Origin of the sequence: Hellea balneolensis DSM 19091 (assembly GCF_000428525.1) — a bacterium.
Classification (GTDB): Bacteria; Pseudomonadota; Alphaproteobacteria; order Caulobacterales; family Maricaulaceae; genus Hellea; species Hellea balneolensis.
On record NZ_AUAC01000002.1, the window covers coordinates 1,103,933 to 1,125,579 of the forward strand.

21 protein-coding genes and 1 tRNA gene are annotated in these 21,647 nt (G+C 45.6%); 9 read left to right on the forward strand and 13 right to left on the reverse strand.

Going from position 1 to position 21,647, the window contains the following annotated elements; genetic code table 11:
• Nucleotides 1-115: 115 nt before the first annotated feature.
• The 6 genes from F569_RS0105340 to F569_RS0105375 all read left to right on the forward strand — a co-directional run bounded on the left by F569_RS0105340 (nt 116) and on the right by F569_RS0105375 (nt 6,342).
• The gene (locus F569_RS0105340; protein WP_154813643.1) at nt 116-2,233 is read left to right on the forward strand and encodes a hypothetical protein; all 2,118 of its coding nucleotides are present in this window, start codon (nt 116-118) and stop codon (nt 2,231-2,233) included.
• Between the two features lie 729 nt (nt 2,234-2,962).
• Nucleotides 2,963-3,142, forward strand: coding sequence for a hypothetical protein (locus tag F569_RS0105350; RefSeq protein ID WP_026941366.1), 180 nt, complete (start codon nt 2,963-2,965; stop codon nt 3,140-3,142).
• Nucleotides 3,139-3,411 carry a helix-turn-helix domain-containing protein gene (locus tag F569_RS20050; protein WP_026941367.1) on the forward strand — a complete coding sequence of 91 codons (273 nt, stop codon included), beginning with the start codon at nt 3,139-3,141 and terminating at the stop codon, nt 3,409-3,411. The genes F569_RS0105350 and F569_RS20050 overlap by 4 nt, the downstream gene beginning before the upstream one ends.
• Before the next feature lie 391 nt (nt 3,412-3,802).
• Entirely contained in the window at nt 3,803-4,477 is a 675-nt protein-coding gene (locus F569_RS16610) for a tyrosine-type recombinase/integrase (RefSeq protein ID WP_051279347.1), read from the forward strand.
• Entirely contained in the window at nt 4,467-4,862 is a 396-nt protein-coding gene (locus tag F569_RS0105370; RefSeq protein ID WP_026941368.1) for a hypothetical protein, read from the forward strand. Before F569_RS16610 ends, F569_RS0105370 begins: the two co-directional genes overlap by 11 nt.
• 52 nt (nt 4,863-4,914) lie before the next feature.
• Nucleotides 4,915-6,342, forward strand: coding sequence for a hypothetical protein (locus tag F569_RS0105375; RefSeq protein WP_026941369.1), 1,428 nt, complete (start codon nt 4,915-4,917; stop codon nt 6,340-6,342).
• A 70-nt stretch (nt 6,343-6,412) separates the two neighbouring features.
• Here F569_RS0105375 and F569_RS0105380 read toward each other — a convergent pair whose 3' ends face one another.
• Nucleotides 6,413-7,501 (reverse strand): hypothetical protein, encoded by a 1,089-nt coding sequence (locus tag F569_RS0105380; protein ID WP_026941370.1) that lies wholly within the window; start codon nt 7,499-7,501, stop codon nt 6,413-6,415.
• A gap of 106 nt (nt 7,502-7,607) precedes the next feature.
• Nucleotides 7,608-8,339 carry a vWA domain-containing protein gene (locus F569_RS0105385; protein WP_162143744.1) on the reverse strand — a complete coding sequence of 244 codons (732 nt, stop codon included), beginning with the start codon at nt 8,337-8,339 and terminating at the stop codon, nt 7,608-7,610.
• A gap of 158 nt (nt 8,340-8,497) precedes the next feature.
• On the opposite strand from F569_RS0105385, the gene F569_RS0105390 reads away from it, so the two are divergent.
• Together F569_RS0105390 and F569_RS0105395 are read left to right on the forward strand one after the other, a co-directional pair.
• Nucleotides 8,498-9,793, forward strand: a complete 1,296-nt coding sequence (locus F569_RS0105390; protein WP_026941372.1) for a PP2C family protein-serine/threonine phosphatase — start codon at nt 8,498-8,500, stop codon at nt 9,791-9,793.
• Nucleotides 9,786-11,027: a protein kinase domain-containing protein gene (locus F569_RS0105395; protein WP_026941373.1), complete on the forward strand. Its 1,242-nt coding sequence runs from the start codon at nt 9,786-9,788 to the stop codon at nt 11,025-11,027. The genes F569_RS0105390 and F569_RS0105395 overlap by 8 nt, the downstream gene beginning before the upstream one ends.
• 215 nt (nt 11,028-11,242) lie before the next feature.
• Here the strand turns inward: F569_RS0105395 and F569_RS0105405 are convergent, their stop codons facing one another.
• Together F569_RS0105405 and F569_RS0105410 are read right to left on the reverse strand one after the other, a co-directional pair.
• Entirely contained in the window at nt 11,243-12,529 is a 1,287-nt protein-coding gene (locus F569_RS0105405) for a site-specific integrase (protein ID WP_026941375.1), read from the reverse strand.
• Nucleotides 12,530-12,691: 162 nt separating this feature from the next.
• Nucleotides 12,692-12,778 (reverse strand) — tRNA-Leu (locus F569_RS0105410).
• A gap of 104 nt (nt 12,779-12,882) precedes the next feature.
• Between F569_RS0105410 and lipB the strand changes: the two genes are divergently transcribed.
• A complete protein-coding gene (gene lipB, locus F569_RS0105415) occupies nt 12,883-13,557 on the forward strand; it encodes a lipoyl(octanoyl) transferase LipB (protein ID WP_034387792.1) in 675 nt (224 codons plus the stop codon).
• A 47-nt stretch (nt 13,558-13,604) separates the two neighbouring features.
• Here lipB and F569_RS16615 read toward each other — a convergent pair whose 3' ends face one another.
• From F569_RS16615 to F569_RS16630, 9 genes are all read right to left on the reverse strand, one after another.
• Nucleotides 13,605-14,108, reverse strand: a complete 504-nt coding sequence (locus F569_RS16615; RefSeq protein WP_034387235.1) for a DUF805 domain-containing protein — start codon at nt 14,106-14,108, stop codon at nt 13,605-13,607.
• Nucleotides 14,109-14,204: 96 nt separating this feature from the next.
• Nucleotides 14,205-14,726, reverse strand: a complete 522-nt coding sequence (locus F569_RS16620; RefSeq protein WP_034387237.1) for a DUF805 domain-containing protein — start codon at nt 14,724-14,726, stop codon at nt 14,205-14,207.
• Between the two features lie 65 nt (nt 14,727-14,791).
• Nucleotides 14,792-16,657, reverse strand: a complete 1,866-nt coding sequence (locus F569_RS16625; protein ID WP_051279348.1) for a monovalent cation:proton antiporter-2 (CPA2) family protein — start codon at nt 16,655-16,657, stop codon at nt 14,792-14,794.
• Between the two features lie 3 nt (nt 16,658-16,660).
• A complete protein-coding gene (locus tag F569_RS0105440) occupies nt 16,661-17,068 on the reverse strand; it encodes an OsmC family protein (protein ID WP_026941377.1) in 408 nt (135 codons plus the stop codon).
• Nucleotides 17,069-17,767 (reverse strand): ATP12 family chaperone protein, encoded by a 699-nt coding sequence (locus tag F569_RS0105445; RefSeq protein ID WP_026941378.1) that lies wholly within the window; start codon nt 17,765-17,767, stop codon nt 17,069-17,071.
• Nucleotides 17,767-19,458 carry a putative 2OG-Fe(II) oxygenase gene (locus F569_RS0105450; RefSeq protein ID WP_026941379.1) on the reverse strand — a complete coding sequence of 564 codons (1,692 nt, stop codon included), beginning with the start codon at nt 19,456-19,458 and terminating at the stop codon, nt 17,767-17,769. The genes F569_RS0105445 and F569_RS0105450 overlap by 1 nt, the downstream gene beginning before the upstream one ends.
• Nucleotides 19,458-20,447: an RluA family pseudouridine synthase gene (locus F569_RS0105455; RefSeq protein WP_026941380.1), complete on the reverse strand. Its 990-nt coding sequence runs from the start codon at nt 20,445-20,447 to the stop codon at nt 19,458-19,460. Before F569_RS0105455 ends, F569_RS0105450 begins: the two co-directional genes overlap by 1 nt.
• A complete protein-coding gene (crcB, locus tag F569_RS0105460) occupies nt 20,444-20,842 on the reverse strand; it encodes a fluoride efflux transporter CrcB (protein ID WP_026941381.1) in 399 nt (132 codons plus the stop codon). The genes F569_RS0105455 and crcB overlap by 4 nt, the downstream gene beginning before the upstream one ends.
• Nucleotides 20,843-20,915: 73 nt before the next feature.
• Complete coding sequence (locus F569_RS16630; RefSeq protein WP_051279349.1) at nt 20,916-21,593, reverse strand: DUF1223 domain-containing protein; 678 nt, start codon at nt 21,591-21,593, stop codon at nt 20,916-20,918.
• Nucleotides 21,594-21,647 lie beyond the last annotated feature (54 nt).

Here is a 21,647-nt window from a genome sequence, read left to right on the forward strand (position 1 = left end):
TTAATTAGAGAGATTTGGATCTGGGTAAAGTAACCTCAGGTTCGCAGCGTTAGTAATTACAATTGACTTTAATACCCCTATTAATCCAAATAATCAGAAAGTCAGGAAATCATCAATGGAATACCGGATAATAGCTAGTCCGCCGGATGAAATAGAAGCTTACACTCCATCTGGCTTATTTAGCTACATGCGAAAGGTCGCTGGCTGGACTTATCAAAATATTGTTGAGTTGATTGATGTATACGAGGAATACGGCCTCATAGATATCAATACTGTAAAGGCTTGGGGAAACAAAAACTCTATTCCTTCCGGTGAATACCGAGATGCTTTTTTACGCGTAATCCATGACAATGCAGTTCCGAAATATAAAGATGATTGGATAGAATCATTTGTCACATGTTGGGCCAGGTTTGCGTCTGGCTTGACCTCGGAAAAAATAGATTCAGCGGAAGAGGCATTAGAGACTTCGAACGAAGTTGCGATTTCTCTGATGACCAACTGGTTTCACTCCAACTTTCAAGACCCAGTAAATCGGCTCACTTATAATACCCGAGAAGGAGGTTACTTATATACCTTCGGTGGTCCATATGATGCCAGTGAACAAATCTGGGATGAATTTGGTGATCTCTATTCTGCAGAACTTATTGAACGTGCTGTTGATCGTGTCCAAGAAGACGGCATTTATGAATGGGATTCGGTTGAGCGCCCCGGCGACTATGGCGAGGAGGAGCCGCCTGATGATTTTTTAGACCTGAGTCCCAGCAAAACGACATTAAGCCCTCCGGATCAAGACCTCGGCCCACGTTGGCGTTATGATGAGGGGCGTGTTGTACCAGACGTAGCTCATGTTACCTTCTCGCAGCTCACACATGATCTTCATGCGGTTCTCCGCCAATCTGTTCGCAATGCTCAGCAATCTTGCGCGACATTACGCAATAAATTCCCGGATTTATGGGCGTCATTGTCGACCTACTCTGAGCTTGTTGACGTTGATACAACAGATCTGTCTGAACTCCCAACTTATGTAGCTGGACTGGATCTAGAGACACGTTTTCGATTGTCTCGCGATATGGGCGAAAACCCTACGAATGAGTATCCAGAGCTGAGCCTTTCAGAAGCCTCAACTCTTGAACAGGTTATACGTCTTCACGCGCCTTTTATCCAAAGTACGCCCTTGGGAAGCCGCATTTCATCGCTCGCCGATCAAGAAAATCGAACGCCCGGTCAGACCCGTCAGCTAGCAGCCGATATTGTCACTGCATCTAACGCTCTTCTAAAGCATCCCAATCTTATTGACGCGTCTGCGGTTCAGCTCTTGCGAGACAACGTTACGCTTAATTCAGAAGATCCTAAATTCTATCGTCGGGTTACGCTTTCTCAAGTCGGTATAAAAAACCTCTCCATTGTCATGGGAACGATTGCTATCATCTCGGTCGCACCTGTAGCCGCCGGAGCCCTTGTGGGTGGTATCATTGGGGGTGCATCCGGACTTGTCGGCGCTCCGCTCCTTGGGGCCGCTGCTGCTGGATCTGTCACAGGCGGCACTATTGGCAAAGCCCTCATGCCTTGGTTTCGTTCACCGATAAGTGATTCAAAGCCATTTCAAGAGGTCAAAGAGGGTTTAACCAATTCTCTAAACAATCGCTTTTCACTCGATACTTCGCGAGGGTTTAGATCCATTCGTGATTTGTACATCGGCGTTCGTGATTTACTCATGCCAGTTGCAGGATCTCCGGGCATTGATGAGTGGTTTGACGCGCTTCACAGTGATCTCGACGAGTATGGGGATGTTCTTCTAGATCCACTTGATCCGAGTTCTTATGCTGTGAATAATTATCAATCAGGCCCTCAATATCCCCTTGGTGTTTTATACGAAAACTCAGCTTGGCGTGTCGATATTGAAGGCATGTCAGCATTGGACGGCAGTCGAGAATTTAGCATCGGCAACATATTTGCTGTTTCAGAATGGTCAATGTCCAGTTCGGAAAAAATAGATCTCTATCACGCGCCTATGCATATGAGCCTCAAAAGCCGAACTAATCTTGACGAATTTGTGAATGCATGGCTGATCGCACTTGATGCTCATTCCTCTTCTTCTGGGTCACATAAGTTACGTCCTGAAGTTTTAGAGGCCACTTTGGATGATCTCTCGAAAAACAAGCATTTGAACCAGGCATCAATCAACCAATTTCAGCAGTTTATAGTTAACCTTGCCGACAATCCCTTCGTTTGATTTTCTTGGGCTAACGGCAGCTCCCCTAATCGAATTGAAACCTATGTCTGAAGGTCTGTTTTTTAACGGCCTCGCTAAAGACTGACGCCCTCTTGAAAATGAACTCATCACGGTATATATGTGTAACGCTGATACTGTACAGCATGGGGAGTACGTTTCAAACTGTATAGTCATTAGCTCAGTGAAGTTACGACTCTTATCGAAGGTAGCATGTTCTTCGAGAGTAACGTTCAAGTATCGACGAAGACTGCGCAAACGCGCTAGCTAATATTCGGCTTGTGAATACTGGTTTCTGTGAACGTTCCGTTAGCGAGTAATGTCGCGCGGACTTTTGGAGGGCCACTTTCATGAGTGATCTATCAAATTATTTGCCGCAAATTACTATAATTTTATCTGTATTGTGCTTCGTCGCCTTCCTTCCTTTCAAGATCAAATGTATTGTTTCCGGTTGGGGTTGGCTTTTTAAAGTCGTGAAGAAATATTTGGCGTAAGTTCTAAGCTAGTATTAGGTGCTTGATATAATGAGCATTTTTAAGCCAATCAAAAGTGTTGTCACCGTCAAGATACATACAGAAATAGTCATACCCCCAGCTTATCAGTTGCTATTCAAAGAATAAGTCATCTTGATTTTCATGTTAATGAAAGCTATACTTAGTATTCAGATAAATTTAACCAACATTAACCATTGTGCTTCTAATATCGCCGAATATTGGCGTAAAGGAGCAAATTATGAGTGAACTGGGTAAAAGTGTCCGAAAATCAGACGTTCAAATTTCAGAACATTTGACTGATTTAGGTTATGAAGTGACTGGCGTTGAAACCGTTACAACGAATACCATTAAGGGGTTTGGGCTAAAAATCGTTCGAAAAACGACAACATTCTGGAAATATAGGTTTTCAAAGAGATGATTGGCTCTGACCTCACTGAATGGCGAGAGCGTAATGGCTATAGTCAGAAAAAATTACAAATTGAACTTGGAATAAAGTCCAGGGGCACAATAAGTTCCTGGGAAAATTCTGACAAACCGCTTTCCCGCACTGTCGAATTGGCACTTATAGCACTCGAACGAATGCCGGAGTTGCGTAAATCAGTAGGCGAACCTGAAACTCAGAGAGGGCGCGCACAGTATCAAAGTCGATTTGGAGAAAAACTAAATTCACCGTTAAACAGAGAATAGGTTCAAGTGTTTTCAATTTTCTTCAATCAGCTGCGAATGAAAAATTCAGCCATTTGATATAAGCTATGAATAATCTTTTTTAGCTGTTTGTCAGAATATGGCTTCCCTGAAATTCCTAAAATTTGACGGGCTACTTTTACTGTTACTTTTCGATCCCGCCAATCATCAGACATGCGGGGTTAAAGTCTATAACAAAGCGGTTACTGTTCATATCTCTGCTAGCGCTTTACAGCAAAGTGATAGTATTGCTTTTAACAAAAACCGAAGTAGACTCCGTTGTGTCAATGCAATCTAGCGACACTAATTTCTCCCTAACATCACAGCCATAAACACCGAAAAGCCGTATTCTAAGGGCCTTATAGCTTCTGCTTCTGTTAAAAGTGACAGTGAGTTGTCTCTGAAATCCGAGCATCCGGTTAATGCTGGAAAAAAACTTGCGCTGTCCAAAGATGAAACCGTAGAAATTCAAAAAATGCTGATGCGGCAAAGCCGTTGGCGCGATCTCGCGCTTTTCATGCTTGGTATAGACAGCCTATTACGAGTGAGCGACTTGCTCAAACTCCGGGTGCGCGACGTTGCTGACCCCAATGGTCGCGTCCAAGCTCAATTCCATCTTACGCAAACTAAAACAAAGCGATCAGTAGAAATCTATCTGACGCGCCCAACGCAACAAGCCGTACAGCACTGGATCGATACTTCAGAAAAATTGGAATCTGATTATCTATTCACTAGGTTGCGCCGCCGAGGAAGTCACAATGCTCCTATCAGTGATATAATGCTTAGGCTATTGATCAAAGGCTGGGTCGAAGCGATTGGATTAGACCCCAAGCGTTATTCAAGCAAAACACTCCGCAAGACGCGGGTAAGAGCCATTTTGGAAATGGCAAATTACGACTACGCCGTTGTTCAGAAGCTTCTTGGACACTCCAATCTACAGAGCACCATTCACTATGTGGACTTAGCTCAAGATACGGCGAGAGACTGTGCGGAACGGGTTCAATACTTTGAGCCACTTAATCTCAAATTTGACAGAAACTCCAAAATAGGTAGCGTCAATGGTACTTAACCCTTTAATCATGGGAAAACTTCGACAAGGCGTCATCGCGGTTGCGGCAGGTCTAGCTCTGGCTGGATGCAATGAAGCAAATGCCGAAGATAATTCGAAAGCTGAAATTCAAAAAGTAGCGGCTGTTGTTGAAACGGCTGACCAAGTGAAAGCTCGATGTCGAGCACTCTCTAGCGAAACAGAGGTGCAAAAGGATGTGAAGCGGGCTTGCTACACCGAGCTTAAAGCTATGCGCCAAGCTGAAATCACGGCGTTAGACAGAGGTCTGGAGCAAGATTCTGAAACCATTGATCAGAAAGAGGCTGATAATGAGAACAAGCGCACAATAGTTAAGGTGTTAAGTGAAGTTCGTGATGAAGCCTTTAGTGAAGACCCTATTCGGTAGGTTAGCATAAATTGGCAAAATAGTGTGATCTCTGGTATAATAAGCAGAAATCATGAGTTTTTCTGAAAGCGCTCACGAACCTATAGTTACTTCAGATGTTTCTGCCAAAGAACAAATGGATGGGTTGTCTCTTGTAACAACGCAGGAGCGAGTTAGCCTGAACAATGACGTTACTGCCCAATTTTCTGATATTCCTCAAACATCCGTTGAGTATTTAGCGGTCAATTGTAAAAGCCCTGAGCATTTACCGATTGCGCTTAGCATTCTGAGCAAAGCCTTAAAAGAAAACCCGTCACTTTTAGAAGATGAGTTTGAAGCAGAATTCGAGCTGGATGATTGTCTTAACCAAGCTGAAATTACCGCTAAATCAGATCGACGGACTGCAAACGCTGAAACCATCGAACAGAAAGAATCTGAAGGAGAGCAGCTTGACACAGTGATTAAAGGTTTAAGGCATGAAATAGAGCTTGCGTCTCAAGGTAAAACGGGGCGCGATCAACTGGCTTTTGCTCAAAGCTTACTCAAAGAAAAACTGTCCGAAACTGATTTGTCTGCAGATGTTAAGGCTGAACAAATCTCTTGGCTAGAAGGTGTATCACTATCTTTGGATCGCATGGAGGGTTTAGTCGAAGACCCTAAGGAAGCCAAAGTCTTTCAGAGCTTAGTTGCGACGATTGATCTGAATTTTAATGGTGGTGACAATGCGACAACCTTCGCTGACCTTTTAATCAAAGTTGATGCGTCTGATAATCTCTCTGAAGCCACTAAGACTAAACTTCATGTGCAAGGGCTTGGCGTAATAAGAAACAGCACAGACTTAATTGCCGCCTCTGAAATGGCGCGAGAAACAGGTCAATTCGTAAATCCGAAAACCAATAGGGTTGAACATTTCACTGAAAAGAATGGAATGCCGCTTGGTGATTACACGGTTTACCCTGATCTGAAACATCCTAAAGAGTTTGTTGCAAAGGCTGAAGTTGGCGGCAGAACGCTTAGTGTTCCCTATAGCCTCGATGATGATCCCGCTTTCCTCAACCGCCTAATTAAAGCCGCGATGGTTGGAGGCGTTCTTGCCGAACGGGATTTTCAAGGCGCAACTCGTGAGATATTTGGAAAGTCTGATTTAGCCGCTCAGGGGTATAGTGAAATCCGATTGGATGCAGAGCAAGCCGCCAGAGCTGAACAACTCTATGGAGCCTTTATGGGGGTTGGAACGGTACTTTCATCCGAGTTCCCAAGCGAAAGTGATCTACAGAGCTTTAAATGGCGTCTACAGGCTACACACATTGATGGAGATGCTAAGACAAATGACAATACTGGGCGCGGTGACCTAAGTTGGGGAAAACTCGGATTGCTACAAAACGGTCATCTAAATATGACGCGCGTTGGAGAAGTCGGGGCTTACCTGAATACGAAATCAACCGCTCTACCGACATTTGAAAACCTTGAAAGCAAGTTTGGAGACAATAACTTTGCCTAATGCCATCAAAACAATCTTTCAGCAGAATTTGAGAGGCTGTCGAATTTATAAGTTTTGACAACCTTCATTTTCAGAAATCAACTCTGTAAGAAAATGTTGATAACGTAATTTTATCAAGCTCAGTCAAAATCACATTACCAAATGAGTTTAAAAATTCATTTGATTCTTCCATTGACCATTTCTTTTTATTTGGATCGACTCCAAATTTATCTTGGAAGTCCCAGCCTAATGGATATTCGATAACATGAAAATGAAATCGTCCGCGAAGCGTAGAAATTTTAAATGTCGGCCCTTTCCTTGGAGTTAACTCGATCTCGACCTCATCAGTGACAATATTGTTGAAAGGATACAGTGCATAATGATCTTCCGAATTTTTTGAAATTTCCGCTACTTTTTGATCATAGCTTTCAAATAAGAAAACATTTTTCTTTTCGGAATTTATCCTAACGTAATCCAATACGAATAAATTATCAGGCTTAAGTGTCGGCCACATATCAGCGGGGTAGAAATATTCAGGCATGGGTTCTGCGGAATCATATGCGGCTCTTTTTGTGCTCTTAGCAACCAATTGCGCCTCTAAGGTCGTATGTTTGTGATTGTGTTCTTCGAACAAAGATTGAATAGCGTGAATACTCGGTATCGAGGCTCTAATTTTCAAACCTGCTCTAAGAGCTTTATTATAATTGGCAGAGAAATTCTTGGTAACTAAATCCTTCCAAGAAATGACCCTTCCCCAGTCTGAACCATAAAGCTTCGCAAAATAATAATGAAAATGCCGCCCTTCTACTTCGGAAATTTTTCGTTCTTTATCATATATATTCCCGATTCTATTCTTACCTTTTTTATTTGAGTCCGTTCTTTTAGATGTATGCAACGTATTCGTGTATGGGCGAGGAGTTGGAGACTGTTCAACGTATATCAACTTTGCAATATCCTCTCTTCGTGTAACGGACTGACCATATGCGCCCGAATAGAAAAGCGTGACTAGCATAGACCGAAAATCAATTGACTGTTTGTGTGATGCATCATGGGGCTTCAACAAAAGTTTCAGCTCTTCAGTTTTTTTCTTATCAAGAGGGTCACAAGAGTTTTTAAGTCTCTTAAGCTCGTCGTTCATTTCTTCAATTTTCATTAAATCAATCAGGTCTGGCTTACTCATTTCATGCTCCTGTGTTCCCGTGTTCAAGTTAAGTTATTTCGAAAGGCATTAGAAAGCTACCGACGGTTAACCGTCGGTAGCCCTAAATTTTTGATACAAACAATAATTATCGGGCTGAACTTAAATGTTGGCTCAATGTTTGACCAACATCGGCGAGGAACTTGCGCAATTCGCCCCCGTTTGTACCAATAACATGAACACGGCCATCCGACGCGATTTTCGAAAGCGTACCAGAGTTGGCATCTGCGCCATAAGCAATGGCCGTTACATCAGCGTATTCTTGCAATAATTGAATGTTCTGACTGGATACAGCAGAATGCCCATCTGACAAGAACAGTACTTGGGGACGCATATATTGCCATCCATCCGTATTAGGAAGACTGGCAAACTCTTGTACCGTTTTAATCGTCTCCGTAAGGGCCTTATCGAAATTTGTGCCTCCACCAACAGTCAAAGTGGGGGCGGTAAGTGTCAGGAAAGACTCCGCAAAAATTAGGCGCTTTGCTCCAGAGCTAAACTGAATGAGGCTCCCCATGAAACCATCTTTGTTTTGAGGAGCGGCAAGTTCTCCATACAAAGCGTTTAGTCCAATATTTAATTCGCCAATTTTATGGCCTGACATTGATGATGAAGTATCCGCTACGAAAACAACATGTTGTTTTGTATTGGATGAAATCCCAGTGGCTATTTTCAGAGGCTTACTGACTTTCAAATCAGGGAAGTCAGAGCCAAGCGCTTCTGTTTCTAAAGGGGCCGTTTGGGTGTGCTCATTACCATAATTGGAAATAGGCTGTGCAAGAGGGGCCGTAGCCTGTGTGGTATTAAATATAGATGTCATGATTTTCTCCATTGGTTTGTGATGACATCTTTTCCTTATTCTCGATCTAGTGATCTCCCTAGGAACGGTTCACCGTCGTATTTCGACGGTAGTCCGTCCAATGACCTGAAGTATAATCTGTGAATTTTGAAGCGTGTGAACACGAAAGGACACACGCTATGACTCTTAAAAAATATAAAATTTCAAAATCTCACATTGAGGCTGTAAAGCGTTCAGGCTTTGACTGCCATGATGTCAATAAACGTTATCCCGTCCAAAATACCGAACTGGATAAAATCCTCGCCAGCCAAAACCGTGCGCTTGATCCGAGAGCGCGCCTCTTAATCAAGGGCCGCGAGATGTTTCGGGGATTCAAAGACCGCGCACTTATGCTGGCCTCAGGACTGGCACTAACTCTCGCTATACCGCCAGAAGCTTGGGCCAATACCTCCCCTCACGAAACAGAGGGAAAAATTGCGCCCCTCTATGCCTTGTTGGATGTCGCGGCATGGTCATGGGAACTGGCTCTTCTTAGCGGTCTTTTAAGCACCTCTCTCGCCTCTCTCTACCTTCAAGCAAGGATGTTCAAAATGATCCTACCATCATACCCGAAACCTAAGAAAAGCCGCCGCCTTAACTCTATAGGTCGTAAAGTGCCTAAAGGTAATGCAGAGCAAGTCACACCAACACCGAAACTCAAATGGCGCGTAAACGGCTCATCTCGCATGGGTAAAGTCCGTACAGAAAACCAAGACGCCTATGATTTTTGGCGCGTCAGTGAAGATGAAGTCTTTATGGTAGTTTGCGACGGCGCGGGAGGTGTTGATGGCGGGAAAGAAGCCGCTGAAACCGCCGTTCAAAATATCATAACGATATTACAGGCTATATATCCTGAAGGCGGTGATCCGACAGACGCTCTCGAAATTGCTATTGAAGACGCCAGAGTCTTCGCAAAGGAACATGAGCTTGCTGGCATTACTACAGCCATCATTGCCCATGTGAAAGGCGACAAGCTTCACTATGCCACTTTGGGCGACGGTACACTTTCGGCGGTATGGCCTGACGGTATGGTCAATCATATCCAGACCCCACATAATATTCAGGGACAGCCTAGTAATATTATTGCGGCCTATATCGGCCAAGGTTGCGCTGTTCCTGCGCGCACAGGATCGATACGCTTGGAAAAAGGCACAACGCTTATGCTTATGAGTGATGTAGCCAGCGATTTACTGCCTTATGAAGAGTTCGCTGCGCACCGTGCAGATTATGCCCAAATATTGAAAACGAAGACAGATGTCCCTGTTGCCGATAAACTGTTGGAGCAAATCGAAGTGGCGCGTGACCCTGACACCAACGCATATCTTCATCACGACAATATGACACTAATATTGGCTCATTTTCATGAAGTCTTAGAACCTGAAACTACGGCTGTAGGCACAATGCCTGTTTCATCCATGGAGGTGCGTCATGGGTAAGCAAGTCACTATTGACGGGATACGTGCCGTCATCACTGATCCAAAACTTGGGCAAGGCGGACAAGGCTTTGCTCAGAAAGCGAAACTCTATAGCAATTCTGCTATAGAGCTGGTGATAAAGTCGCAAGCTAAAGCGGGTAAGAACGATATTCGAGCCCGTAAGCTAGTCGAGTTAAATCTGGCATCTCATAGTCCCTATCTAGCGGGGCCAATTGCTACGGCTGAGAAGAGCGGCCAGATAGTGAATATTGCTCCGTTCGCAAAAGGTCAGGACGTTGAGTCAGATCGACCGCGCAGCTTTCCTGAACTGGTTGAACTCTGCCATCACATAACCTGCCAATGGGCTATATTAGAGGAACAGGGGATTGCTCATGGCGATATTGCTCCCTCCAACGTTATTGTTTCGGATGATGGTTCGGCCAGCCTAATTGATTTTGATAACTTTGCTTCATTGGAAGCTAAAGTTCCTAAAGCAACTATGGCAGGGCAATCCATGATGACGGCACCAGAGATTAGGCTGCGCAGTCATCCACCCACAATTGAGAGTGATCGTTTTGCCTATGCGGTACTCTTCAACATGATCTTATTGCGCCGTCACCCTAGCGACGGCTTGGCAGCAAACCCGAAAGAGCTCGCCAAGGTCATGACGACAGGACAATGGCCTGAGCGTGTGCGGCCCATACAAACTGGTGAGACGCCAGTAGAGGCAATGGGAGATATTCTACCTGCTTTGTTTGATGCAGCCTTTGATATTGATCCCATCAACCGTCCTACCGCTCAGCAATGGCGTCATGGGTTTAGACAAAGCCTACAGACGATCTACATCCATAATTGTGGACAGGCATTTATCAGCGGGAACAAGCAAACTCGATGTCCCTTCTGTCAGGACTACATCCAAATACCTAATCAGGCATCGTCTAATGAAACAATGATATTCAAAATTCGTATTCCGAGTCTCGGAACGAAATATAGCTTTGGCTTAAAGGACGGGCAGTCCATTTATCTTGGACGAAATAATTTAGGACGGGGTGCAGCATCAGTATCGAACCGTCATTTATCCGTGTCACGGATGAACCAGAAACTCTATCTGCGACACCTGGGGCAACATCCGTCCGCTCTTTATCGTGATGGTCAGTGGTATAATTTGAAGGACGTTTGGCTAAAGCCTTATGAGTACCAAAAAGATGGTGTGTTAATTCGGTTGGCTAACCTAGATATTCATCTTGGGCTATAATGCCGCTCACATCCAACATTAGCCATAGTGTAAGCTATGTGACGCCCCAAGAGTTTGAAGATATGGAAATGCTTTTGGGGCGTCTTTTACAAGGCGCTAACGCTAGAGAAACTCAGCTCTTGCTGCATATACATCAGCGATTAATTAAGATCATAGCCGCGCAAACGACAAATCAATCCACAAGAGATCGCCTTATAAGCTTGGCCACTTAAGTTCTATAAGGCGAACTCTGCAATTATGTCTCTCAGCATCTCTAACGGGGCTCCGTCGCCATAAGTTGGGCGGTTGAACTTATGCCCCATAAGCTGGCACTGGATGCGATCAATCACATTTCTTTGGGTCAATTGATCTTGGAACCAGTGTCGCAAAGAATAAAAGGATTGTTTCTCTTTTTTGAAAGTATTGTTCGCTCTAAAGTGTCTATTGATAATAGTCGTCGCATACATGTTCTTTCCCAAACGTTTGCCCCAACCGCCTTGTTGTTTCAGTTCTTTAGCGGCATCGAGAGAAACCCCAAGCAGGGGAATACGTCTTTCCGAGTGAGGAGTTTTAAGAACACGAACGCTGTTTTGGCGAACATGAACATATGAAATTTCATGGTCGAGTACAAAATCTGCAAGCTCAAGACCAATGGCCTCAATGGGCCTCATACCTGTGTTGATTAGAAGTTTTACCAACAATTGGAAATCAGTATGTAGCCCGTCAAGTTTCCCCTCTGCTAGAATTTTTTGCTCTATAGTTTCACTTGAAATTGGAGACCGACGTACCTTCACGTCTTTCTTCAATCGGACGCGATCAAATGGATTTTTTCCTTCATATCCATCAATGTCATAAATCACCCGAATTAACCGCCTGATTGAGTCTATCTCACGATTGGCAGTGCAACTTTTCAAACTATTTTCCTTTTTACGTTTCATCCACCAAGCCCGAAATTCAATCGCATGAGTTCTCGTGATTTCGTAAAGTGCTACAGAACCAACAGCCTCTTCAAAGTGTCGAACCGATTTTAAATAGACATTTCTTTTGCAGCGTTTTTGATCTGGACTAAGACCTGTCCACTCATCTTCAACATGTTGCCAAAACTTTTCGAACGCCTGCCCCATTGAGAGTTTAGGTTTTTCAATCAAACCTAAGACAGCTTTTTCTTCATTTTGAGTGACTTGGCTGGATATTAAAAACCTTAAGCGGTTCAATAAATCAGCTTCTGATAACTGATTTACCTGAGCGGTACGAAAGCCGTGCGCTTGGTTAGTAGCAATAACGCCAGCGTATTGTTTAACATCAGATTGGCTTTTGAGTGATACACCTCTCGACTTTGCTGCCTCCCATTGTTTCTCCAAATCTTGGGAGATTTGGGCGGCTTTAAGTTTTGCCTCTGAAACATTATTCGTTCTGAGCGAAAACGTGATGACAGAACGCGATTCCACATCTTCATATTGCTTGGGGCGGTTTCTATAATAATGCCACCTTTGACCACGCTTTTTAATATGACGGCCATGCATTGCGCTTGATCCTCTCAGCAATGCGAGTTTGGCTTACGGTTTGTACCCGAAAACTGTACTCACAATTGTACCCACTTGGCCCAATGCCAAATTTCAAGAGAAACATTAAACTTAATAGTATCAACCGCTTAGAGACGGATCACCGTCATCAATATAAGCTAATGGTGCGGCTGAGAAGACTCGAACTTCCACCCGTGTTACCGGACAGCGACCTCAACGCTGCGCGTCTACCAATTCCGCCACAGCCGCACTTGAGGTTCGCGGTCTATAGCTATCAAAACTGACTTTGTGAAGCGTGAATTTGCATTTTTGATAAGCTTGATTTTAACACCATGAATGCGCAGATAACACCTATGTCAAAGACATCTAAAATATATGCGTCTGATAGGGTTGAGTGGCGGATCTCTGACGCTCTCGAAGCTTATCCCGAAGCGGCGGCCTATATGGAAAACCGGGCTAAGGCAATTGCGGCGCAGGACGCCGCAGAACAGATTTGGCTTTTAGAGCACCCCCCGCTTTACTCTGCGGGCACTAGCGCGAAAAAGACCGATCTTGTTGAGCCTGATCGCTTTGATGTTTTTGAAAGCGGGCGCGGCGGACAATATACTTATCATGGCCCTGGGCAGCGCGTGGGCTATGTTATGCTCGACCTGCGCACACGAGGACGCGATGTCGCCGCCTTTGTCCGCGGACTAGAGCAATGGATTATAGATACGCTCGCGGAATTTGATGTCACAGCTGAACGGCGCTGCGGACGCGTTGGCGTCTGGGTTGTCCTGCCCGATGGCCGCGAAGCCAAGATTGCTGCCATTGGTGTACGCTTGAAAAAATGGGTGAGCTTTCACGGCATAAGCATCAATCTTAATCCTGACCTCTCTCATTTTGGTGGCATAATACCCTGCGGCATTCAAGAGCACGGGGTAACAAGCTTGCAGGATTTGGGAAAGACCGTTTCGATGGATGATTTGGATAAAGCGCTTAAATCCAATTTCGAAAAAATCTTCGCCCCTACGGAAATAAGCGCATAAAAAAACCCGCTTCAAGAGCAGGTTTTCAAAGATAAATTTAATTAGCTCTAAACTGGACCATATTGGTTATCATGATCGTCTGCTTTGTTAATCATGTTGACGACCATGGCAAAAATATAACTTATAACTAAACCGCCAATCGCACTTGGAATAGCCTGAGCTTTCGCTGCGCCCGCAGCTGCATTCATAACGCCGGCGATATCACCTGCTGCTGCGGCTTCTTCCGCTGCAGCTTGCACAGCTTCGGGATCAACAGACCCTGCGAAAACCGCACCTACGACAAAACTCAAGATTACAGCGAGTATGATGTAAATCAGAAGATGTAATAAAGACATCCATCCTGATTTACCGGCATCATGGGCCCGCTTAATATTGAGCATGAAAAATGGAATAAGCAAAATGAGCGAAACCAATCCGCCGATCATAGCCAAGCTCATACTGACCAAGGGTAAAAGACTGATAACGGCTGATATGACTGCAATAATCATAATGCCTTTTGTGAACTCTGACGGCCCGATCCGTCCATTTGGTGAAAATAGTAAATTGCCCATGTGGCTCTCCCTCTTGTTGTTTTACGATAAGAGAGTGACGGGTTTTACATAAAAATCAAGTGAAATCGGTCAATTTTGTAGAAAGCGTCTATAAAGCTACGCGATTAACGGGCCATATTTATTATCCTTGGCCTCAGATTTTGAGAGCCCGCACCATAACGTAAAGGTAGCAATAATGCCCATCATTACATTGCTGACCGTCGCAGGGCTCTTTGACATTTCAGCTTGATAACGCTCAATAATTTCATTCTGCACAGCGGGATCTATATCTTCTTTACGGTCATATTGCGCAAATTCAGAAACATATTCAGATCCTCCAAAAGCTAACATAACAACGATAGCCACGAGTATTAGGCTTACTATCATACTGGTCAAAGGCCAGAAGCTGCGGCCCATATCGTGAAGGCGTTTTCCATAAATACAATAAGTCATGTGCAGGACTAAAAAGGGAAATGGTAATGAGATTAAAAACGCTAGAGTGGAATCTGTCCCCAGGCGCTGCAAACCGAAATTAAACAAAATAACAAGCGCGGTGAAAAGGATCATAGCGATCCAAAAATCTTTACGGCCCATCCGCCCTGCGGGGGAGAGTAGCATTTTATAAGGCGATATGATCATGTGGGCGTTAAAGCCTCTCACATAGCGCTGTGCAAGACGCGCAATGCCGCAGTCTCTATCTCGGCTTAATCTTCACGATGCGCGGCTACGCCGTCATCCTCGTCCTCTTCCGAATAGTCCTGAGTGCCATATTGCGCGGCATCCGCATTAAGCGTATCCATCAGCCGCTGATGTCCCGTTTGTACATGACTTGCCAAGGCATCCAAATCGCCGCGCATCTCGAAAGCCTCTTGAGCCATTTTAAAATCAAATGCGAGAAAGTCATCTGCTAAGCGTTTCGCTTTTTCGGGCGCATAATCCAAATATTCCAAAGCCTTTTGCCCCATGGCAAGTGCGCCGCGAATGGTTTCGCGTTCTGCAAAATCAACCTCCTCGGCAAGCAGGTCAAAGAGGTGACCCCGATTACGGGCCCGCGCAATAACTTTGGCCTGAGGGAAATGCTGCATAATTTCATGCGCCGCTTCGGTCGCTTTTTCAGTATCGTCAATCGCGATGATGATAACATCCGCCTCATGTGCGCCGGCCTTTCGAAGCAAGTCTATATCCGAGGCATCCCCATAAAAAACACGGTGGCCAAATTTTCTGACAAACTCAATATGCTCACCATCCAGGTCGATAATCGTCGTCTCGATTTTTTGGGTGTGCAGGAGTCGCGCAGCCACTTGCCCCACACGGCCGAAGCCCAAGACCAGAACCTTATGATGGTTGTTTTCAGGGGTCTCCCCAGTTTTCTTGGCGGTTCCAAAACGCGGCAACACAAATTTATCATAGCCGAGGATCAAGAGCGGCGTCAGCGCCATAGAGATAGCAATAACCGCATTTAAAACCGTTGCTGTTTCGGGCCTAACGGCGCCTTGCACCAAAGCAAAGGAAAAGAGCACAAAGCCAAATTCCCCCGCCTGACAGAGTAAGGTAGAAAAGAGCAGGCGGCCCGACATTTCAAGCTTAAAAATCGTTCCTATAATGAACAACACAGCGAATTTCAGCGCCATAAGACCAATGACCAATCCCATAATTCCAAGCGGGTTTTGCCCCAAGGCGTTAAAATCAAGCGACATACCGACAGAGATAAAAAACAAGCCCAGCAACAATGCTTTAAAAGGTTCAATATCCCGCTCAAGCTGATGGCGGTAATCAGAATCCGCCAAGACTACGCCGGCGATGAAAGCGCCCAAAGCGGCGGAAAGCCCGAGCCACTCCATCAGTAAGGCTGCCCCAATCACCAATAAGAGCGCCATGGCTGTAAAGGTTTCTCGGACTTGGCTTTTGGCGATGAGTTTAAAAAGCGGTCTTAAGACAAACCGTCCTGCCAATATCATCCCGGCAAAAACAGCAAACATGCTCGCAGCGAGCCAGAGCCCCTGTGGCCCGTGATGATCTTTGCCGTGACCGTCATCAACGACTTCAAATCCGCTCATGGTTGCGAGAAAAGGCAGGGCCGCAATCATCGCAATGACGATAACATCTTGAAATAATAGCACGGAAAACCCGGAACGCCCCACCGTGTCTTTCATGATCTTCCGGTCCTGCATAATTTGCAGGGCAATCGCTGTGGAAGACAGCGCCAAGGCCATACCAATGACGATGGCTTCACCCGTTGGGCGGCCCAATGCCAGTGCTGCAAAGGTGACCAAAACTGTTGTTAATCCGACTTGCAGACCGCCGAGACCCAAAAGTTTACCCCGCATCTCCCAGAGATGTTTGGGTTGCAATTCAAGACCTATGAGGAACAGCATCATGACGACGCCAAATTCCGAGAAATGCAAAATTGTTTCCGGTTCAGAAATAAATCCGAGGACAAATGGGCCGATAATAACGCCGGCAATAAGATAGCCAATAACGGACCCCAGGCCTGACAGTTTGGAAATCGGTACCAGCAGACAGGCCGCGGCCAGAAACACAAAAACGGATTGTAAGAGTGAGCCGTCCATAATTTATACTTCCCGTGTTTCAATCTCGCTACTGGCTTCCAGCGTTCTATGAACAGGGCACTTATTTGCGATCTCTATAATTCTGGCACGCTGTTTTTCATCGACATTGCCTTTTATCGTGATCTCTCTTTTGAAAATATCTTTCGGCGGTAAGTCGCTAAGGTGTAATTTTTCATGTGTTACTTTCACGGAGATGTTCTCCACGTTCCAGTCTTTGCGCTCTACATACATGCGTAGCGTAATTGATGTGCAAGCGCCGAGAGAGGCGCAGAGCAGCTCATAGGGTGCAGGCCCTAAATCAGCGCTACCGTATGAGGCAGGTTCGTCTGCATAAAAATGATGACGTGGCGTGTTGACGTCTTGCGTATATTTTCCGCCGTCTCTTTCTTTCACAATCACAGGGTCTGTCATCTAATCCTCCAATAATTCGCATAAGGCGTTGATTTCATGACGAATGCCATCTGTGCGCTCTTTCGCCTCTTCATCCTCACCCCAATATTTGATCTGCCAAATCTCAGCCAAGCGGGAAAGCTCGAAAGCCTCCTCTCCTTTGAGGTAGGATTTCAAAACAGCCATAGCCAAAATAGCCGAGCCATAAACTGCCACCAAATGCACAAACAGCGTGAGCTGCATGTCAGGCAAGCTCCGCGCAAAATCTGCAATAGAGTTCAGAGCCTGCTTATCTTGTTCAATCGCAATCAGGCTTTCTGTCGTTTTAAGGGCCACGCCCTGCTCTGCGGCCCACGCCAATACGGGATCCCATTTCACGGCTTGATGTTCTTTGTAAAGCCGCACCTCGCCTTCGCGGTAACAGAGCGCGTCGGTCCCTGCATATTTCCTCGCTTCCGCTATTAAAGCCTCGCGGTTGTCAGGCGTCTGTTCAACGGCCACATTTAACAGCCGCGTCACCGGCATGGTTTCAGGCTTGATATACTCGTCTTGCGCGTCCCATTCAGCGGCAATCAGCTTGGCGCATTTTTCTGTGGGAACTAGAAGCGTGAGTTTTCCGGGGCTCTTTAGCGTACGGCCATCCAATTGAATCAACCATCCGCCCTCACCTTCTGCCGTTGAGACATTTTTATAAAATCGTTTCGCCGCCTTTTTAGCCATCAAGCCGGCAGTACATCAAAAGGCAAAGTTAAGCGCGTTTGGCTGCCTGTGAAAGGGACAGTACCGTGCCACATATAAGAAGGAAAGAGCACGAGGCGACCGCCTTTTGGTTCGACATATCTCTCAGCCCTCAGATTTAATCCGGGAATATCAGGCTCGCCGAATTTTATCCAACCTTCTTTATCCTGAGAGTCCTGCACAACATCCGGAACATCAACATAATAGGATGAACTTATCCACCCCATTGGATGAACATGGTTTACGTGATGGCCTTTTTCGGAAAGCTTGACAGACCAAGCTCCATTTATGCGGTACTGATGAGTGTTACGGCGTTTTAAAGGGTGATTAGGCTCATATCCTATTTTTTTTATGTAATTGACTATCGGCGCATCAATCACTTCAAAAAAAGACTTTAGTACAGGGTCATCAATAATCGCTAAATCAGTATCAGTTTGAATGCCTATTCTCAGCGATTGATTTAATGGCTCGGATTTAAAACCGTGATATTGTTCCAAGCAATCTTTGAGAGCGTCATTAAAACTACTAATGTTTTTATACCCCTTAGGCGGCGTTAGATCATAAATCTGAATAAATTGATCATAATTATATAGCGTTTGGTAGCTTACGCCTCTCTTGCGCTGCAATGTTGCTGCCAGAGCAAAAAGTAACTGGCTATTTGGGGCCTGCTGCAAAGCCCCTTGAATTAGGCTTGCACACTCATCTAATCTATCTGCCAAAAGACAGGCCTGCGCATATTGTATCATGATTTTATAATCGCCTGGGCGCAGCGCTAAGGCCTCCTTGTAACCTTCACAACTCTCCTGAGGTTGCCCTCTCTCCATAAGCTGTTTAGCTTTTGCAGCGAGAATATCGACGTGTTCCGAGAAACGAGACTGCCCTAAATGTTGGATCTTTTCAGCTTCAGCAATATGTCCTCCGCGACTTAATAAGTGAGTAGATTTAACTAAAACACTTGGTAAGACGTTTGGTTTCATGCAAACGGAATTGATAATGTCTTGAGCCGTTTTCCAATCATCTTGCATTGCATAAGCATTTACCGCCAGAGCAACACTCTCTTCAGCATATGGGCTATCAGCAGGAAGCATATCAAGCGACTTTCGCATGTCTTCATATCTTTCCAGATGGAAATATAATTGCACTTTTAACTTCGCTAATTTTTCAGCGCTAAAAACTTTGCTTAGCTTATTGGCGCATGCTAAAGCTTCATTGTAGCGTCCCAATAAGATTAGCGCATTGGCACTCGCCAAATTCAAAAAATCAGAGGCACCGTAGGCATTTAACTGTTGGTTTATTTCCATGTAGGCACGCTTTGCCTGACCCGATGCAATCAATAAATCAATTAAGTTAGCCCTAACAGGTTCATATGTCTGATCTAAATCTATCGCTTGCCTGTAAGCCTCCTCAGCTTGAGACCACTCTCCAGCCGCTTTTAAAATATTACCTAACGTATTGGCCATTTCTGCCGTTATCGGGCAAATTTTCATTGCTTCCATTAAACGGGCATGAGCTGTAACTACTTGGTTCAAACTCAGGGCTGTAAGGGCCCCTAATCTTAAAACATCGGTGTTGTTTGGCGCTTCTTTCAACAAATTTCTGATGCCAATTTCAGCATCAACATACGCCTTATTTTCATAAAGCTCATAAATGTATTTTATTCTCCGTAAATCCATCAGCCGAGCTCATCCCAGTCCACTACTGGGACGGCCTCATGAAAGCCCATGACCTCAAATGCTTGTGCCATATGCGGGGGGACAGGCGCTTCAATATAAAGCGGGTGTTGACCCTCACGCGGCAAGGTCAAAGACCGGGCATGGAGATGCAACATATTCTCAAGCCCGCCCGGTAACGGTCTGTCCGTCATATATTTCGGATCACCCGCTATTGGCGCCCCGAGGAGCTGCATATGAAGACGCAATTGGTGCGTCCGACCTGTCAGTGGCTGCATCACAACCCAAGCGGCACGTTGTCCCGCTTTCGCCACGCATTGATAGAGAGTTTTGGCATGCTTAGCACCTGGAGCGCCGTGACGCACCGCTTCCATAACTTCTTTGCCTTCGTGCTTATTACCAAAGCGGTTATCAAGCCGCCCTTTGGCCATATAACCTTTAATCTCGCCGCCCGAAGGCTTGGGAACGCCATTACTCACGCCCCAATAAACTTTCTCGGCGCGGCGACTTTGGAATGCGCGGCCCGCCCATTTGGCTGAGCGAACATTTTTTGCAATTACTAAAACGCCTGAGGTGTCTCTATCCAAGCGGTGGACCAATCGGCACCCCTCTCCCAAGGCTGGTAGCAAACCATCAATGTGGCGCGTTGTACCTGTGCCGCCTTGGACAGCAATACCGTGAGGTTTATTGAGCGCAACAATATCCGCGTCCTCATAAATGATCATAGAGCGCATATAGGCTGCATCACGCTCATTCACGGGGGCTGTTTTTTTGATCTCTGTCGGCTCGGGAAGAGGCGGAATACGTATAATTTGGCCGCCCTCTATACGAACATTGCCTTTGGCCCGTTTCCCATCCACACGGAGCTGTCCTGTGCGCAACAATTTTTCAACCTTACCATGGGCAATATGCGGAAACTGCCGCTTAAACCAACGATCAAGCCGGGACCCCGCATCAGTATCTTCGACCGTGATTTTCTGTACACCGCTCACATCACACCTGCCGAAGAGCCAAAAACTTTACGAGCTAAGATGAGGCCCATCATCAAAGCGCCAATAGAAAGAATAACAGAACCGCCCACATAGCCTAGTAACGCGCCATAGGCTTTCTTCTCATACATCAACACAGCATCTAAAGAAAAAGCGCTGAAAGTGGTAAATCCGCCCAATAGTCCAACACCTAAAAATAGTCTTAGATTTGTATGGCCGCTGACTTTTAAGGCTAACCATCCGGCCAAAATACCCATCAAAAACCCGCCAATTACATTTGCTGCCATCGTTCCATGGGGATAGCCGGGGCCAAAGGCTTTTAGCGTGCCTACACCCAGCACATGCCGTGCACTTGCCCCCAACGCGCCGCCTAAGGCTACATATAAAATTCCGCTCATATAGATGCGTTTACGCCCTTGCCCCTATAGGGGCAATGGCAGTTTTTCTTCTAAATGACTTAGGAATAAGGCCTTAAGGGAGGTAAACTGCCGCTGTTATAATCTTGGCTGTTTCATAATCATGGAACAGGGCGGCATAGGCTTGGCCCTTTTGCGGCATAATCTTGGTTCTTGAGACACCGCCATTCCAATTTACGGGGGTCACATCAGTTACAACATTTGATATTTTTAGAGTCCGCCCGCCATTTTCTCCTCTTTTAACCGGGACAGCCTGCTCGCCCGGCATGTAGGACACGATCACGAGCTTGGCGTTCGCCTCTGCATCCGCTGTCACGATAAGGCCTTTATCGCCGGATGTTATGAACGCTGTTGGTTTTGTATCCGGAAGGGGCATCGTATTTACATCTTTGCGGGAGTACCGCGGACTATGCGCGGACCCGTTTAAGACGATTTGTGGCGTGTACACATTAGCCGCGCCTAGAGCTTTGCCATATTCGCGTTGACGCTGCGTAAACTTCGGATCACCAAACGTGTCTTTCCAGCCCAAATAATCCCAATAAGTTACGCCGTAACTCAGAACTAACTTATCACCCTCATCAGCAAGCTTACCAACAAATTTATTGGCCGGTGGACATGAAGAGCATCCTTGCGACGTAAAGAGCTCAACAACAGAATTGGGCTGTGTGCTGTCCCCTGCAAAAGCGGACGTTGTCAGAAACAAGGCAAAAGGTATCAGGAGTAATTTTTTCATGACGCCTCTTTATGACACCAAAGCTGAATAGGCTATAAACACATGCATCACAGT